We start from the raw sequence: 14,814 nt of genomic DNA on the forward strand, positions 1-14,814 counted from the left end.
TGCACAATTATTCTAATTCTTAATTTTTGTTGTCAAGGCGGTTATTTTTTAAGCCACTGACTTGGGTTAATGGGGGTACCCTTATGACGGATCTCAAAGTATAAGTTAGGGCTACTTTGACCACCGCTTTGACCGACCAACGCAATCGTCTCTCCACTTTGTACAGTGTCACCCACTTTTTTCAATAACGCTTGATTGTGGCCATACAAGCTCATGTAACCATCCCCATGGTTTAGCACTGTCACTAAGCCAAAACCTCTGAGCCAATCAGCATATAATACTCTCCCCGCGTGAACTGCTCTGACGGGTGCACCAGTATTGCCATTAAATAGAACGCCTTTCCAACGTATTTGCCCCTGTCTAATTCGACCGAACATATTTCGCATTTTACCTTGAGTGGGCAAGTTCAACTTACCTTTAAGGCTGGCTAACCCAGTTAACTCAATGGGACCTTGTTTGGCATTTCGCTCAGCTTCTTCAATGGCTTTCAACAACGCTTGCTCGTTAATTTGCAATTGTTCTATTTTTGCCGCTTCAGAATCAATTTTCTTTTCAATTTTAGCTAACGTAATTTGCCGCAAGTCTTGCTGTTGCTCAAGTTGAGTTTGTTGTTGAGTTTGTTCTTTTTCTAATTCTTCTAGTTGATGTTGTTTGTTTAATAGTTGCTGTGATATTTCACGCAATTCAATAACTAAATTACGAAAATCATCGATTTGCTTTTTTCTAGCGTCAGTGAGATATCGATAATAACTCAAGGATCGCTCCATTTTTGCTGCATCTTCGAGATTAAATAACATCTTAGCGAAATCATTTTCGCCAACCATGTACATACTTTTCAATTGATTTGTTAAGGCGTGTTGCTGTTGCTTCACTTGAGTTTTTAATGACGTTTGTTGAGCGGCCAACTCTTTACGCTGATGCTGGGTGCTGTCTATCGACTCGCGGGTAGCCTCGATACTTTTAACTGTTTGAGCAATATTTAACTCGGCAGCTTTTAACTGTTGTTGTAATTGTTTTGCTTCGGCAAGTTGCTTTTCGATTTGTTGCTGTTTCTGCTTTATTTGTGCCTGAATATCTTTTAACTTTTCAGATTGCTGGGCAGCAACAGGCACGCAAACTGCGACAACCAAAGAAACACCAACCATTGCTGCCCACAATGGTTGGCGTAAACATCGTAACAGGATCATCTTAAACTGAGCACATTATTAAATGAATCATCAATTTTTAAGAGTCATAATAGGTTTACCTGTCATTTCTTTAGGCTGCTCCATTCCCATTAAATGCAACATGGTAGGTGCAACATCACTCAAGGTACCGCCAGTGCGAACATCCGCATCTCGCCCAACATAAATAAAAGGTACTAACTCACTAGTATGAGCGGTATGGGCCTGGCCAGTTTTGGCATTAACCATTTGTTCAGCGTTTCCATGGTCAGCGGTGATCAAACACTCGCCTCCTACCTTTTTAAGGGCTTCTGTCACGCGACCGATACAGGCATCAACGGCTTCAACCGCTTTTATAGCAGCCTCATAAACCCCCGTGTGGCCAACCATATCACCGTTAGGGTAATTGCAAATAATTGCATCGTATTTGCCAGATTCAATGGCTTCAACTAACTTGTCTGTTAGTAGCTTTGAATTCATTTCTGGCTGCAAATCGTACGTTGCCACTTTCGGCGAAGGAATCAAAATACGGTCTTCACCCTCATACTCAGCTTCGCGACCACCACTGTAAAAGAAGGTAACATGAGCGTATTTTTCGGTTTCAGATATACGCAACTGCGTTTTATGATGGTCAGCTAACCATTCCCCCATCACATTCACTAATGGTTCTGGCGGATAAGCCGCTGGCGCATCAATGGAATCTGCATACTGAGTTAACATGACGAAATTTAAATCTTTCGGACGATATTCTCGCTCGAAACCGTTAAATTCTGGGTCAACGAATGCACGGGTAATTTCCCTTGCTCTATCTGCCCTAAAATTCATAAAGATAAGAGAATCGCCGTCTTCCACTTTAACTGGCTCACCAATACTTGTGGGTTTAACAAATTCATCTTTTTCATCGCGCTCATAGGACGCTTCAAGTGCTTCAATTGCTGAAGCGTACTGGTATTCGCTTTTTCCCTGAGAAATTAAATCATAGGCCCCTTGAACCCGTTCCCAACGCTCATCTCTGTCCATGGCGTAATAACGACCAATTAAGCTTGCAGTTTTGCCAACGCCTAACGTTTTAAATAATTCATCTGCTTTTTCTAAAGATTCTTTTGCACTTTTCGGTGCCGTATCACGGCCATCAAGAAAACAATGCAAATACACTTTTTGCGCGCCTTTGTGTACGGCCATTTTCACCATCGCAAACAAATGATCTTCATGACTATGCACACCACCTGGCGACAGTAGCCCCATCACATGTACCGCTTTGTCATTTTTTACCGCATTCTCAACCGAAGAAGCCAAAACCGAATTATTTTCAAATTCATTGTCTTCAATGGCTTTACTAATACGGGTAAACTCTTGATATACCACGCGGCCCGCACCTAAGTTAACGTGCCCGACTTCGGAGTTTCCCATCTGCCCAGGGGGCAAACCAACGTCTAGGCCAGATCCAGAAATAAATGTGTTGGGATACTCCTGCACCAACTTATCTAAAACCGGCGTATTGGCGTTAGCAATGGCGTTTTTATCGGTATCTTCGCGATGTCCCCATCCATCCAATATAAGCAGTGCTAGCGTCTTTTTCGCGTTGGGCATAAGTTGCTCCTGTGTAATTTTTGACAAAATAAATAGTAAGAATGACGTTATCTATCGCGTTTTCATGGATTTTGAAAATACTGATAGCGATAGATTAGCAACAGTTTATCCTGTGAACATCATCACTTAAAGTGTATTTATGAGTTAAGTTATAGCTGAATTGCAGATTCCACTAAGCAGGGACTGGTTTCTGTAAAGATTTTCTATATACTTTGCACTCTTTTTTCTACGCCAAGGGGCCGAAGTAGTAATGGATCAAATTATTGAGTTTGTTGGGAACCATCCTTTTTTGTCTGCTGGGTGGGTAGCACTAGTAGTGTTAATTATTTATAGCTATGTGGCAGGAGTCATTTCTCCAGTCAAAGAACTTAGCACCCACGAAGCAACGATTCTAATGAATCGACAGGATGCTATAGTGTTAGATACTCGCCCTGCTGCCGAGTTCAATAAAGGTCATATTTTAGGGGCCAAACAACTTAAATCAGAGCAACTTAACAAGGCTGACTTCAGTGCCCTTGAAAAATATAAAGACAAACCCATTATTGTAGTATGTGCCATGGGTATGACCGCTAAAAAGACAGCATCAGCAATGTTGAAAGCTGGCTTTAGTCAAACCTCTGTGCTCAAAGGTGGAATGAATTCTTGGCAAAGCGCCAATCTGCCAGTTGCGAAATAAACTGATTTAAGGCGAACAATGAGCAAAGTTGAACTATATACCAAAGGTTATTGCCCTTACTGCCATCGAGCAAAGGCATTATTGGAAGAAAAAGGCGTTGCATTCGATGAGTATCGAATTGATCAAAATCCAGATCTTCGTGACACTATGATTACCCGCGCGAACGGCGGTTATACCGTTCCACAAATTTTTATCAATGACCAGCATATAGGTGGTTGTGACGACATGTATGCACTTGAGTCACAAAATAAACTAGACAATCTACTTAGCGTGTAACGCAGTAAACTAAGGAAAACTTAACATGGCAGATGATATTCAAGCTAACCAAGCCGGTGAGCAAACCCCACAACAAAATGCACAATTTGCAATTCAACGTGTTTTCACTAAAGACATTTCTTTTGAAACACCAAATTCTCCAGCTATCTTTAAGAAAGAGTGGAAACCTGAAATTAAACTGGATTTAGATACTAAAACAGTTGAATTAGAAGCAAATCTTTATGAAGTTGTTTTATCCGTTACGGTTACTGCCACTTTAGGAGAAGAAACGGCTTTCCTTTGTGAAGTACAGCAAGCAGGTATTTTCATGGTTGGCGAAATGCCTGAAGCAAATAAAGCCCATACGTTAGGTTCATTCTGCCCGAACACCTTGTTCCCTTATGCAAGAGAAACCATTTCTAATTTGGTTAATAGAGGTACTTTCCCTCCATTGAACCTTGCTCCGGTTAATTTTGATGCAATCTTTGCAGCCTATATGCAAAAGCGTGCCCAAGAACAGCAAGGTCAAGCTCAAAAACTTGATGCTTAATCATCAATGACCATGCTAAATAAGCAAAGCGTAACAGTATTAGGAGCGGGGTCGTACGGCACCGCTCTTGCTTTTTGTCTTGCTCGAAATAGTATAAAAACCTATTTATGGGGTCGTGACACAGCGCAAATGCAAGAAATGCAACAATCTAGATGCAACCAACGGTATTTGCCCGACGCGATATTTCCTGATGCCTTAGAGATCGCCCTAGAACTTGACTCGGCTATCTCCAAAAGCCAGGATATTTTAGTTGTAGTTCCTAGCCATGCGTTTGCGCAAACACTCAAGGCAATCAAACCTTTTTTGACAGAGCAACATCGTTTGGTTTGGGCAACAAAAGGATTAGAACCCAAAACCGGTCGTCTCCTTCAAGAAGTAGCCGAAGAGGTACTAGGCAATGAGATTCCATTGGCCGTGCTCTCAGGGCCAACATTCGCCAAAGAAATGGTGGCAGGGTTACCCACAGCGATTTCATTGTCCTCTACAGATGAAGTATTGGCTGAAGAATTTAGTGCAAAACTCCATTGTTCAAAAAGCTTTAGGGTATACAAAAACCCCGATTTTATTGGTGTGCAATTAGGTGGCGCAGTTAAAAATGTTATCGCTATTGGCGCAGGTTTATCTGATGGCCTAGGGTTTGGCGCAAATGCACGAACCGCACTCATAACTCGTGGACTAGCAGAACTAACACGGTTAGGGCTGAAAATGGGAGCCAAACCTGAAACCTTTATGGGCATGGCAGGATTAGGCGACCTTGTACTCACCTGCACCGATGATCAATCGCGAAATAGACGTTTCGGATTGGCCTTAGGCACGGGGAAATCGGTACAAGATGCGATAGATAGTATCGGTCAAGTTGTAGAAGGTTATCGAAACGCAGAAGAAGTCAAAATCTTAGCAGATAAATTAGCGGTGGAAATGCCAATTACTGAGCAAATTTATCAAGTACTGTATCAAGGTAAACCAGCTAAACATGCTGCCCTTACTTTGCTCGGTCGAGAACCAACAGTAGAAGGTTAGGACCCTCTAACCTCTACTCAAACCGCCCCTTCAAAGCCTAATTGCCGCCAAGATTCATACACAAATACCGAAACAGCGTTCGATAGATTCATACTTCGACTTTTAGCTAACATCGGGATTCGTAGACGTTGTTCAGCAGGCAAGCCCTGTATCACCTCATCGGGTAAACCTCGGGTCTCTGGGCCAAACAACAAAGCATCGCCTTTTTTAAATTCAGCTTCTGCAAAGTTTTTCGTCCCTTTTGTTGTGCAAGCGAACACTCTTTTAGGGCTTTCTGTCTGTATATAGGTTTCAAGATCCTGATGACGTTTGACCTGAGCGAATTCATGATAATCTAATCCAGCTCGACGCACTTTTTTATCATCCCAATCAAACCCCAAAGGTTCTATCAAATGCAGATCATAACCAGTGTTAGCACATAAACGAATAATATTCCCTGTGTTGGGTGGGATTTCAGGTTGATAAAGAACAATACTGAGCATAGGTTATCTAAGGTCGGAAAAAGAATGTTGCAAGTGTAACAAATAATATCTGTTCACGAACCCGCAACGTAATTATTTTATAGGGTAGAGTGATACATGTGTCTATGCAAGAAACCTTAAAATGGCACGCAGGGACTGATCACGAATCTCTTCACTTTCCAAAAATATTTCATGTTTAGCATTTTCTATATGCAGCACTTTACAGTTCAACATTTTCCACGCTACTTGAGTCTGTTTAGTATTATTTACGACGCTATCTTGGCCAGCCTGTATTAATAGAATAGGAGTGGTAATTTTAGCTGCATTTTTTTGGATATATGTCATCGCTTTATCGGCTTGTTTGAGCCAAGTGGTAGTTACCCCACCTAGCTTGCATTGGGGATTAGCTTCGTAAATATCTCGAAAAATTTTGTATCTTTGCCGGCAATGCGTTAATTCGTTCACCTCAAATGCCTTAGGCTTATATTTAGTTTGACCAATAAAATACCAAGGTGATTTGCCAAAAAACCGATTGAGGGCCAAATAGCCTTCGATTAGCAAACAACTAAACCACTTAGGTAAGGCGGGTCGAACACCAAACATAGGTGCTGACATAATGCATTTTGCGAAGTCATCTGGGTGGGTCAAAAGGTACAAACTCGCAATTGCAGCACCCATAGAATGACTGAGCAAAATTGGTTTTTGTTTACTCTTAGGAGCGATTACCTGATCATAAAAAAGTTTAAAATCGGCAACATAATCAGCAAAGTCATCCACATACCCCTTTTCAGGATCTTCTAACATTCGTCCTGACAACCCTTGACCACGATGGTCATGAATAAACACGCTAAACCCAGCATGATAGAGGTTGAACACCAGTTCTTTATATTTTAGTAAGCTTTCTATTCGGCCCGAAGAAATAGCGATACTGCCAACTGGTTCTGGGTTAATAACATAGGCATAAGCAATTCGTACTTGTTGCTTGCCAAAAATGTTATCGCTGGTTACCTGCTTTTGCCAAAACGGTTCAATAAATTGTGCGTTCCGCTTTTCTATCAAAGATTCAAATTCTGCGACTTGAAAATCTTCACCCATGTTTTGTGCTAACAATTCAATCACTCACCAAGATGCTAGATACCGCATTATTCCAAGTAATAACCTTGGAGTATAATTCACTCTCAATCTTGCCTTATATGTCTTTTATTATTCTTTAATAGGAATTGTGATAGTAACCATCAATCCACCTTCAGGAGAATTAACAGCAATAACTTGGCCGCCGTGCACTTTTACAGCTTGTTTAACAATAGCTAACCCTAATCCTATTCCACCAGTATCTCTATTTCGAGATGCAGACAGTCGATAAAACGGTTTAAACATATCTTCCAAATCCGACTCTGGCACTCCTTGCCCATCATCTTTTACTGTCACTTGCAGTGTAGTAGTGAGATTGGAAACTGACACTTCAACTTTAGTAGAAGAATATTTTATACCATTGCTAATCACGTTACCCACGGCACTTTTCAACAGGTTTGGGTAGCAATTCAAGGTGAGTTCAGGGATGTCACCTAAAATTAACTGCTTGCCACTATTTTGCGCCTCAAAGGCAGCATCATTAAAAAGCTCGGTTAAACAATTTTCCAAACTAACCAATTGTCTATCTTCAACCGCCACATCGGCTTCTAGCCTAGACAGACGTAGTACTTGACCAATCATTGAGTCTATTTGCTGGGCTTCTTTTTCAATTCTCAAAAGCTGTTTTTCAATGGACTCTGGAAGTGGTTCTTGTTGATTTTGGGCAATGCCAATGGCGAGTTGCAATCTGGCCAATGGCGATCTCAATTCATGTGATATATCGGCCACCAGCCTCTTTTGACTACCAATTAATTGGGAAAGGCGCTTAGTCATAGAATTAAAGTCTTTACCCAACTCGCCTATTTCATCCCCTCTTTTAGATGCAAATGCTAAATGCTGAGTTAAATCACCATTTGCCACTTGCCTTGCACTTTTCTGTAACTGACGAATAGGCCTCAGTAGCGACCATACAAACAACGCGCAGAGACTACCACTGACAAAAAGCACACTAAGGGTTAGTGCTACAGGATTGGTTCGAATCAATTGCCTAATAAGATTAGGGGGACGAGGCTTACCCGCGAACAATACATAATTTAGTTCGTTTATTCTGACCTTAAATGGGCCGTAAAAATTTCCCGAAGTGGTGCGGATCATATAAGGTTGTGACTCATTCATCAATTCCAAAAACGGCTCTTTTAAGGGCATCATCTCCTTTGGAAAACCGTAAACAAAGCTTTTACTTTGTTGCTCCACTAAAAGCAGCGCGTCTTTGTTTCTTTGCCCCGTTCGATTCAACAACCTAATTAAATCAGCATTAGGAAATCGTGCGGCACCAAGTTCGATGCGTGTAACTAATTTTTCAATACGATGAATATTATTGTCATTCAGCGGTCTAATGGAATAATCGGAGTGGGTCTGTTTGGCCAACCAAGCACCTACAACACCCAACATAATTGCGGCCAACCAAAACCATAAAAATGTTTTTCCAAAAAGGCTATTAATAGGATTTAGTTTGCGTAAAAACCTCATTGTTCTACCACAAATAAATAACCAGTCCCTCTGACCGTCTTAATCTTTTCTTCGTCAATGTACTGCATTAACTTGCGTCTAATGTTACTCACATGCATATCAATGCTGCGGTCAAAAGCCATTAACTTTCTGCCCAACACTTTTTCACTAATATCGTTCTTACTGACAATTTGCCCAGCATTTATCATCAGTAGCTGTAAAATTAAAAATTCGGTAGCAGTAAACTCCAAGCTATTCCCTGCGCACTCAACGCTTTGAGTATTCGGATTCAAGATAACGCTACCGATTTGCAGGCGCTGTTGGGAGCCTGAAGAAGGTAGGTAGTCCATGCGCCGCACAATGGCCTTAATACGTGCTGACAATTCTCGATGATTAAATGGTTTAGGTAAATAATCATCAGCTCCCAACTCCAACCCAAAAATCTTGTCAAAATCATCGCCTTTGGCAGTTAACATAAGTACCGGGGTTAAATGACTCGTCCTTAATCGCTTGAGCACTTCAAAACCATCGATTTTAGGCAGCATAACGTCCAACAAAATTAAATCGTAGTGTTTTGGACCTATGGCTTTTTGTAAGCCTGTCTCACCATCGTTGGCTTGATCTATTTCATAACCTTGGGGCGACAAATATTCTATCAACAAGTCGCATAATTCTTTATCATCATCAATAACAAGTAGTGATTTAGTTTGCATGTTACCTCAATATTCTTGCAGTCATTGGCACATTATGGAATGGATTGTAAGCTTCCAGCTATTCAAGTGACAGCCAAGAAGAACATTATTTACACAAGCTTTACAATGCCCAGACACATCTTTGCGTTGACGTTACTATAATGTTTATCAAGTTAACGACAAAGTTAAAGTCGTTATTTCGATAAGCTAATAACCAAAAGGTGATACACATGAAAAGGAAATTATTTTTATCTAAAGCGCTAATCGCGATGGCGGCCACAGCAGCCATTTCTTCAATAGCGGTTCAAGCTCATGAGCGTCCAGAATCTCCTATGCGAGCAGTGTTCAAAAAATTAGATCTAACGGATCAACAAAAGCTTGATGTACGCACCATCATGAAACAAAGCAAAGAAGATGGCAAAATATATAAGCAAGATCTGAAAGATATCAAAGAGCAGCTTAAGAGTTTAATTCGATCAACAGATTGGGATCAAGAAGCCGTGGTCAGTCTTTTAGAAACTGAGCAGGAAATTAAAGCACAACTGGCTCTTGGTGCAGCGACTAAACGCAATGCAATCTGGAATACCCTCACCGCCGAGCAACAACAAAAGTTAAGTGCCATGGACGAAAAGGGTAAAAATCGCAAAGGCAAAAAGGCGAAAGGAGATAAGCGCCGCTCGCCAATGAAGATGTTTAAGAGACTGGATTTAACTGAAGAGCAAAGCAGCGAAATTAAAGCCTTATTTAAAGCCCAAAAAACGACGATGGACACACAGCGTGAAACGGCTAAAGGTTATCGCCAGCAGGCTCAAGAAATCGTTAGAAGTGAGTCATTCGATCAAGATGCATGGTTAGCGGTTAGCCAAAAGCTGCAAGCAGTGCAATTGGAAATGTCCACAGAAATGTCTAGTGTTCGCCATCAAATCTGGAATATTCTTAATCAAGAACAACAGGCAAAAATGGCGAAAATGGAAGAAAAAAGAGAGCACCGCAAAGGTGGTGACAGAGGTGATAAGAAAAGACGTCATCAAGACGACGAAGCATAACTATCACCTCAGCTAGTAACAGATTATTGAGTGGGAATAGCCCGCTCAATAATCAGGTACCTTTCTCATATATTCGTCGCTGTCAAACAGCGGCGAACTAATGATTAAATCCGCAGTACAACGATTACAGGCCACCGGTAAATTCCACACAGAACATAATCGAAGCAATGCTTTCACATCCGGATCATGTGGTGCTGGGTTTAACGGATCCCAAAAAAAGATTAAGCAATCCAATTTACGTTCTGCGATTAACGCGCCAATTTGCTGATCTCCACCTAATGGGCCACTCTTAAAGCGATGAACCGGTAAATTCAAACTGTCAGTTATCAAACCACCTGTCGTGCCCGTGGCGACTAAATTGAAATGTTTTAATTGTTCAATATGAGAACGGCTCCAATCCACCAATTCTGCTTTCATGTGATCGTGCGCAACTAAAGCAATGGTTTTTTTAGCTAACTTAGTCATAGTTTACATTTCCTAGTTTTATGTTGCCTATTCGCTAAAGCAGACGTGTTTTATCATATTCTTTATCAATGTGACGGTGGGATCCACATATTCTAACGAAATAAATTCATCCGGTTGATGGGCTTGATTGATACTCCCCGGGCCCAACACCAGCGTATCGCAGCCCAGTTGATTAATAAAAGGGGCTTCGGTTGCATAATTGGCATTGGTTACCTTAAAGTCCGTTAACCGTTCCGCCAAAGCGATAATATCGTGCTCGTTTTTACACGAAAACGCCGGAGCAGTCGGATACATCAACTGCATGTCCACGCGATCAGGATAAGCTTGCTTTACGGGCAACAGTGCTTCATCAATTAAGGCAATCGCTTCTTCATCGCTGAGGCCAGGCACACAGCGGACATCAAAATTCAGTTTACAATGACCACAAATTCTATTTTCGCCGTCACCGCCATGAATATGACCTAAATTCAATGTTGCCTGAGGAACACTAAAACTTTCATCACGATAATTTTTCGCTAATTTATCACGCAGTGTCAGTAGCTGCTGTATTGCCATTTGCATGATTTCAATTGCATTGACCCCTTTATCTGGGTCACTTGAATGACCCGCTTTTCCGGTAATATTTAGGCTTTGCGCCATATGCCCCTTATGTTTACCTATGGGTTTGAGCTCGGTGGGTTCGCCAATAATTGCCATATCCGGTTTGATTAACTGTTGCTGTGCGAAAAATCTAGCACCAGCCATAGAGGTTTCTTCGTCGGCAGTCGCCAAAATATATAGGGGTTTTTGCAGTTTATTCAGGGGGATATCTTTTAACGCTTCTAAAATAAACGCAAAAAAACCTTTCATATCGCACGTACCTAAACCATATAAGAGGTTGTCTTTTTGCTTCAGAGTAAAGGGGTCACTGTTCCATCGCCCTTCATCAAAAGGCACCGTGTCCGAGTGCCCTGCCAATAATAAGCCGCCCTCGCCCGTGCCGAGTTTAGCAAGCAAGTTAAATTTATTTCGTGCTTCTGGTACTTGTTGAATAGAAATGCTGAAACCTAAACCAGAAAAAAGATTCCCTAAGTAATCAATTAACTGACGATTGCTCATGTCCAGTTTTTCGTCTATTGCGCTTATTGTAGGGATGGAAATGATTTTTTCATAAACTTCTAAGAAAGTTAAATTTGGCATAAAAACCTTTAAATATAATTATTCACTTTTATTGCATATTTATAACATTGATGGCATGCTACGTCCATGTTACAAAGAACCAGTTTTAAACTGATTATTAAACCTTAGCGGTCAATTACAGTGCATATTGCCTGAAAATTGATGAATAGAGAATAAATGAGCACCATGACAACAAATAACTCCCTGCCTAGCTACGCGTTTACGTCTATTCGACGAGTCTAAATTTTTGTTGCGTAGCACGCTCCTCTCCTTTGATATAGAAGAAGTTTTTGAAGGATTGGGGCGCTTTTTTTATTATTCTAAGTTAACATTTTTAAAAATTATCGGTAATCATCATTATGTTGAAAGCATGTGTAATCGGAGCGAGTGGATATACTGGAGCAGAAGTGGCCAGAATATTGACGTTGCACCCTAAATTTGAACTAGCAGGATTGTTTGTTTCCCAAAACAGTCAAGATGCAAATAAACCTTTGAGTCAGCTTCACCCATCATTAACCGGGTTAGTAGACAAAAAAGTGGTACCAATTAATGATCAGCTATTAAGTGAATTGGCTGGTTCAGTAGATGCAATATTTTTAGCCACGCCTCACGAAGCTAGCCACGATTGGATGCCCACTCTAGTAGCAGGAAAAGCCAAGGTATTTGATTTATCGGGGGCCTTTAGAATTAAAGATGTGGATGTATTTTCAGACTTTTACGGTTTTGAACATCAACATAGTGACTTACTGGAACAAGCGGTTTATGGTTTGGCCGAGTGGAATGCAGATGCTATTGCTGATGCATCTTTAGTTGCCGTGCCTGGTTGCTATCCTACGGCTTCATTAACGGCATTAAAACCATTGTTTAATCAAAATCTATTAGATAAAGATCACCGCCCCATTATTAATGCGGTATCCGGTGTCAGTGGGGCTGGAAGAAAAGCAGCACTGGGTAATAGCTATTGTGAGGTGAGCTTGCAGGCATATGGTGTGCTTGGCCATCGCCACCAGCCAGAAATTAGCCAATCTCTGGGTACCGAGGTAATTTTCACCCCCCACTTGGGTAACTTTAAACGCGGTATTCTTGCCACTGTTACAGTAAAAACTGTTGCAGGTACTAGCGCCGCACAAGTTTCTGAAGCATTTCATCGAGCGTATAACAATCAATCCATTGTCCGATTGTTAGCGCACTTCCCCAAATTGGACGATGTGGTAAACACAGCGCACTGTGATCTGCATTGGAAGCTGGATGAAACGTCAGGATATTTAGTGATTGGTAGTGCCATCGACAATTTATTGAAAGGAGCAGCCTCTCAAGCAATTCAATGTGCAAACTTGAGCTTCGGTTATGCATCTTCAACTGGATTAATTGCAGAGGTGGGACAATGAAAGTTAAAGTTGTCAAAGTAGGTGGGGCATTTTTAGATGATCCCAGTATTTCCAATGACTTTTTTAGCGCACTATTTGCAGCTCAAGAACAGCAACCTGTAGTACTTGTCCATGGTGGCGGGAGCAGTGTTGAAAAGTTGCTTAAAGGTTTATCCCTCACAAGTCAGAAAGTAAATGGTCTGAGAGTCACCCCTAAATCTCAAATTGATTATGTGGTAGGCGCATTGGCTGGTACTGCAAACAAAAATTTGTGCGCTTTAGCGAAAAAAAGTGGACTTAACCCTGTAGGATTAAGTTTATTGGATGGTAACATTACGCATTGCCATCAGATTAGTGAAGAGTTAGGAAATGTAGGCTCAGCTGAGCCCGTTGACCAAACACTACTAACCACGTTGTTGGCCGCCGGTTTTTTGCCCATTGTTAGTTCTATCGGGGCGGATGACCAAGGTGAATTACTAAATATCAACGCCGATCAAGCAGCGACCGCCATTGCCAAACTGCTTAATGCACAACTGGTTTTATTATCAGATGTAGCTGGTGTGCTGGATCACAATAAATCACTTATTAACAAACTCACGTCTAGCGATATTGAAACCTTAATATCAGATGGCGTTATTCGCGAAGGTATGACAGTGAAAGTAGAAGCAGCTTTAGATGCAGCGAACCAAATAGGGCAATCTGTGACTATAGCAAGTTGGAAAAACCTTGAAATATTAACCCAAGGTACTGAAGTTGAAGACAATGCTTCTGCAGGTACAACCATTTTCCCATCGTTAAAGGAAAACAAATGAAACAGGACCTACTAACGTTTAAAGATTGGAGCTCAGAGGCATTAACCAATTTGTTAACCCTTGCGTCTGAAATCAAAGCTGCACCTGAAAAATACAATCAAGTTTTGGCGGGTAAATCTATTGCCGCCTTATTTGAGAAACCTTCTCTGCGCACCCGAGTAAGTTTTGATATTGGTATCAATAAACTCGGTGGTCACATGGTTTATCTTGATTCCCAAGCGGGTAAGTTAGCTGGACGAGAGGACGCCAAAGACACGGCAGCAAATTTAGCCTGTTGGGCCGACGCCATTGTTGCCAGAGTTTATAGTCACGAGACCTTAGTACAATTTAGCCAGGCGGCTAAAGTACCAGTCATCAACGCATTATGTGACCTGTACCACCCCTGCCAAGCGGTAGCTGACTTTCTAACCTTAAAAGAAACCTACGGGTCGTTAGAAAATTTGACCTTAGCCTATGTGGGTGATGGTAATAATGTTACTCATTCACTTTTAATTGTTGGCGCAATACTTGGGGTCAATATTGTGAGTGTAACGCCTGAAGGTTACGAAGTTGACCAAAGGATATTTGAAATTAGCCAGAAGATTGCCCAAAAAACCGGAGCGAAAATCACCCAAAGTGATGACATCTCCGCTGCTAAAGGGGCAAATGTCCTGTATGCAGATACGTGGTTATCAATGGGTGACGAAACGCCTTTAGAAGATATTAAACGTATTTTTGACCCTTATAAAGTAGATGAGGCTATGATGGCGTTAACCGGTGCTGAGTATGTAATGCATTGCCAACCAGCCCATCGTGATTTAGAAATTAGCGGTGCGCTAATTGATGGCGATAAATCATTATTAATGCAGCAAGCTGAAAATAGAATGCATGGTCAAAATGCAATTCTAGTAACCTTGTTGGCTTAACAGCATAAATGGCACGCTTTAATCGTGCATAAAAAGAATTGTTTGAAATTTAGTTAATAAATTAATCCATTTAA

At 41.3% G+C, this 14,814-nt stretch carries 16 protein-coding genes; 8 read left to right on the top strand and 8 right to left on the bottom strand.

Annotated elements, in window-relative coordinates; translation table 11 throughout:
- Positions 1 to 41 precede the first annotated feature (41 nt).
- Both ACYVIL_RS01815 and gpmI read right to left on the bottom strand, forming a co-directional pair.
- Positions 42 to 1,187: a murein hydrolase activator EnvC family protein gene (locus ACYVIL_RS01815; protein ID WP_460311361.1), complete on the bottom strand. Its 1,146-nt coding sequence runs from the start codon at positions 1,185 to 1,187 to the stop codon at positions 42 to 44.
- 30 nt (positions 1,188 to 1,217) lie between these two features.
- Positions 1,218 to 2,753 carry a 2,3-bisphosphoglycerate-independent phosphoglycerate mutase gene (gene gpmI, locus ACYVIL_RS01820; protein WP_303470856.1) on the bottom strand — a complete coding sequence of 512 codons (1,536 nt, stop codon included), beginning with the start codon at positions 2,751 to 2,753 and terminating at the stop codon, positions 1,218 to 1,220.
- 250 nt (positions 2,754 to 3,003) lie between these two features.
- On the opposite strand from gpmI, the gene ACYVIL_RS01825 reads away from it, so the two are divergent.
- From ACYVIL_RS01825 to gpsA, 4 genes are read left to right on the top strand one after another with little or no spacing between them, the layout of a single operon-like run.
- Positions 3,004 to 3,429, top strand: a complete 426-nt coding sequence (locus tag ACYVIL_RS01825; protein ID WP_303470858.1) for a rhodanese-like domain-containing protein — start codon at positions 3,004 to 3,006, stop codon at positions 3,427 to 3,429.
- Positions 3,430 to 3,447: 18 nt separating this feature from the next.
- Complete coding sequence (grxC, locus tag ACYVIL_RS01830; protein ID WP_303470860.1) at positions 3,448 to 3,705, top strand: glutaredoxin 3; 258 nt, start codon at positions 3,448 to 3,450, stop codon at positions 3,703 to 3,705.
- Positions 3,706 to 3,730: 25 nt separating this feature from the next.
- A complete protein-coding gene (gene secB / locus ACYVIL_RS01835; protein WP_460311362.1) occupies positions 3,731 to 4,234 on the top strand; it encodes a protein-export chaperone SecB in 504 nt (167 codons plus the stop codon).
- A 6-nt stretch (positions 4,235 to 4,240) separates the two neighbouring features.
- Positions 4,241 to 5,254, top strand: coding sequence for an NAD(P)H-dependent glycerol-3-phosphate dehydrogenase (gene gpsA, locus ACYVIL_RS01840; RefSeq protein WP_460311363.1), 1,014 nt, complete (start codon positions 4,241 to 4,243; stop codon positions 5,252 to 5,254).
- A 17-nt stretch (positions 5,255 to 5,271) separates the two neighbouring features.
- Here the strand turns inward: gpsA and trmL are convergent, their stop codons facing one another.
- From trmL to ACYVIL_RS01860, 4 genes are all read right to left on the bottom strand, one after another.
- Positions 5,272 to 5,736 carry a tRNA (uridine(34)/cytosine(34)/5-carboxymethylaminomethyluridine(34)-2'-O)-methyltransferase TrmL gene (gene trmL / locus ACYVIL_RS01845; RefSeq protein ID WP_303470866.1) on the bottom strand — a complete coding sequence of 155 codons (465 nt, stop codon included), beginning with the start codon at positions 5,734 to 5,736 and terminating at the stop codon, positions 5,272 to 5,274.
- Positions 5,737 to 5,838: 102 nt separating this feature from the next.
- The gene (locus ACYVIL_RS01850; RefSeq protein WP_460311364.1) at positions 5,839 to 6,834 is read right to left on the bottom strand and encodes an alpha/beta fold hydrolase; all 996 of its coding nucleotides are present in this window, start codon (positions 6,832 to 6,834) and stop codon (positions 5,839 to 5,841) included.
- Positions 6,835 to 6,918: 84 nt separating this feature from the next.
- Complete coding sequence (locus ACYVIL_RS01855) at positions 6,919 to 8,316, bottom strand: ATP-binding protein (protein WP_460311365.1); 1,398 nt, start codon at positions 8,314 to 8,316, stop codon at positions 6,919 to 6,921.
- On the bottom strand, positions 8,313 to 9,008 hold the full coding sequence (locus tag ACYVIL_RS01860; RefSeq protein WP_460311366.1) for a response regulator: 696 nt from the start codon (positions 9,006 to 9,008) through the stop codon (positions 8,313 to 8,315). The genes ACYVIL_RS01855 and ACYVIL_RS01860 overlap by 4 nt, the downstream gene beginning before the upstream one ends.
- 209 nt (positions 9,009 to 9,217) lie before the next feature.
- Between ACYVIL_RS01860 and ACYVIL_RS01865 the strand changes: the two genes are divergently transcribed.
- Complete coding sequence (locus ACYVIL_RS01865; protein ID WP_303470874.1) at positions 9,218 to 10,033, top strand: Spy/CpxP family protein refolding chaperone; 816 nt, start codon at positions 9,218 to 9,220, stop codon at positions 10,031 to 10,033.
- 45 nt (positions 10,034 to 10,078) lie between these two features.
- Here the strand turns inward: ACYVIL_RS01865 and ACYVIL_RS01870 are convergent, their stop codons facing one another.
- The gene (locus ACYVIL_RS01870) at positions 10,079 to 10,498 is read right to left on the bottom strand and encodes a methylglyoxal synthase (RefSeq protein WP_460311367.1); all 420 of its coding nucleotides are present in this window, start codon (positions 10,496 to 10,498) and stop codon (positions 10,079 to 10,081) included.
- A 27-nt stretch (positions 10,499 to 10,525) separates the two neighbouring features.
- A complete protein-coding gene (gene argE / locus ACYVIL_RS01875) occupies positions 10,526 to 11,677 on the bottom strand; it encodes an acetylornithine deacetylase (RefSeq protein ID WP_460311368.1) in 1,152 nt (383 codons plus the stop codon).
- A 338-nt stretch (positions 11,678 to 12,015) separates the two neighbouring features.
- On the opposite strand from argE, the gene argC reads away from it, so the two are divergent.
- Genes argC through ACYVIL_RS01890 form a run of 3 tightly spaced genes read left to right on the top strand, consistent with a single transcriptional unit; the run spans position 12,016 to position 14,740 of the window.
- Positions 12,016 to 13,044, top strand: coding sequence for an N-acetyl-gamma-glutamyl-phosphate reductase (gene argC / locus ACYVIL_RS01880; protein WP_303470879.1), 1,029 nt, complete (start codon positions 12,016 to 12,018; stop codon positions 13,042 to 13,044).
- Positions 13,041 to 13,835, top strand: coding sequence for an acetylglutamate kinase (gene argB, locus ACYVIL_RS01885; RefSeq protein ID WP_460311369.1), 795 nt, complete (start codon positions 13,041 to 13,043; stop codon positions 13,833 to 13,835). Before argC ends, argB begins: the two co-directional genes overlap by 4 nt.
- Positions 13,832 to 14,740, top strand: coding sequence for an ornithine carbamoyltransferase (locus ACYVIL_RS01890; RefSeq protein ID WP_460311370.1), 909 nt, complete (start codon positions 13,832 to 13,834; stop codon positions 14,738 to 14,740). The genes argB and ACYVIL_RS01890 overlap by 4 nt, the downstream gene beginning before the upstream one ends.
- Positions 14,741 to 14,814: the final 74 nt, after the last annotated feature.

It is taken from the genome of Aliiglaciecola aliphaticivorans (assembly GCF_054782055.1).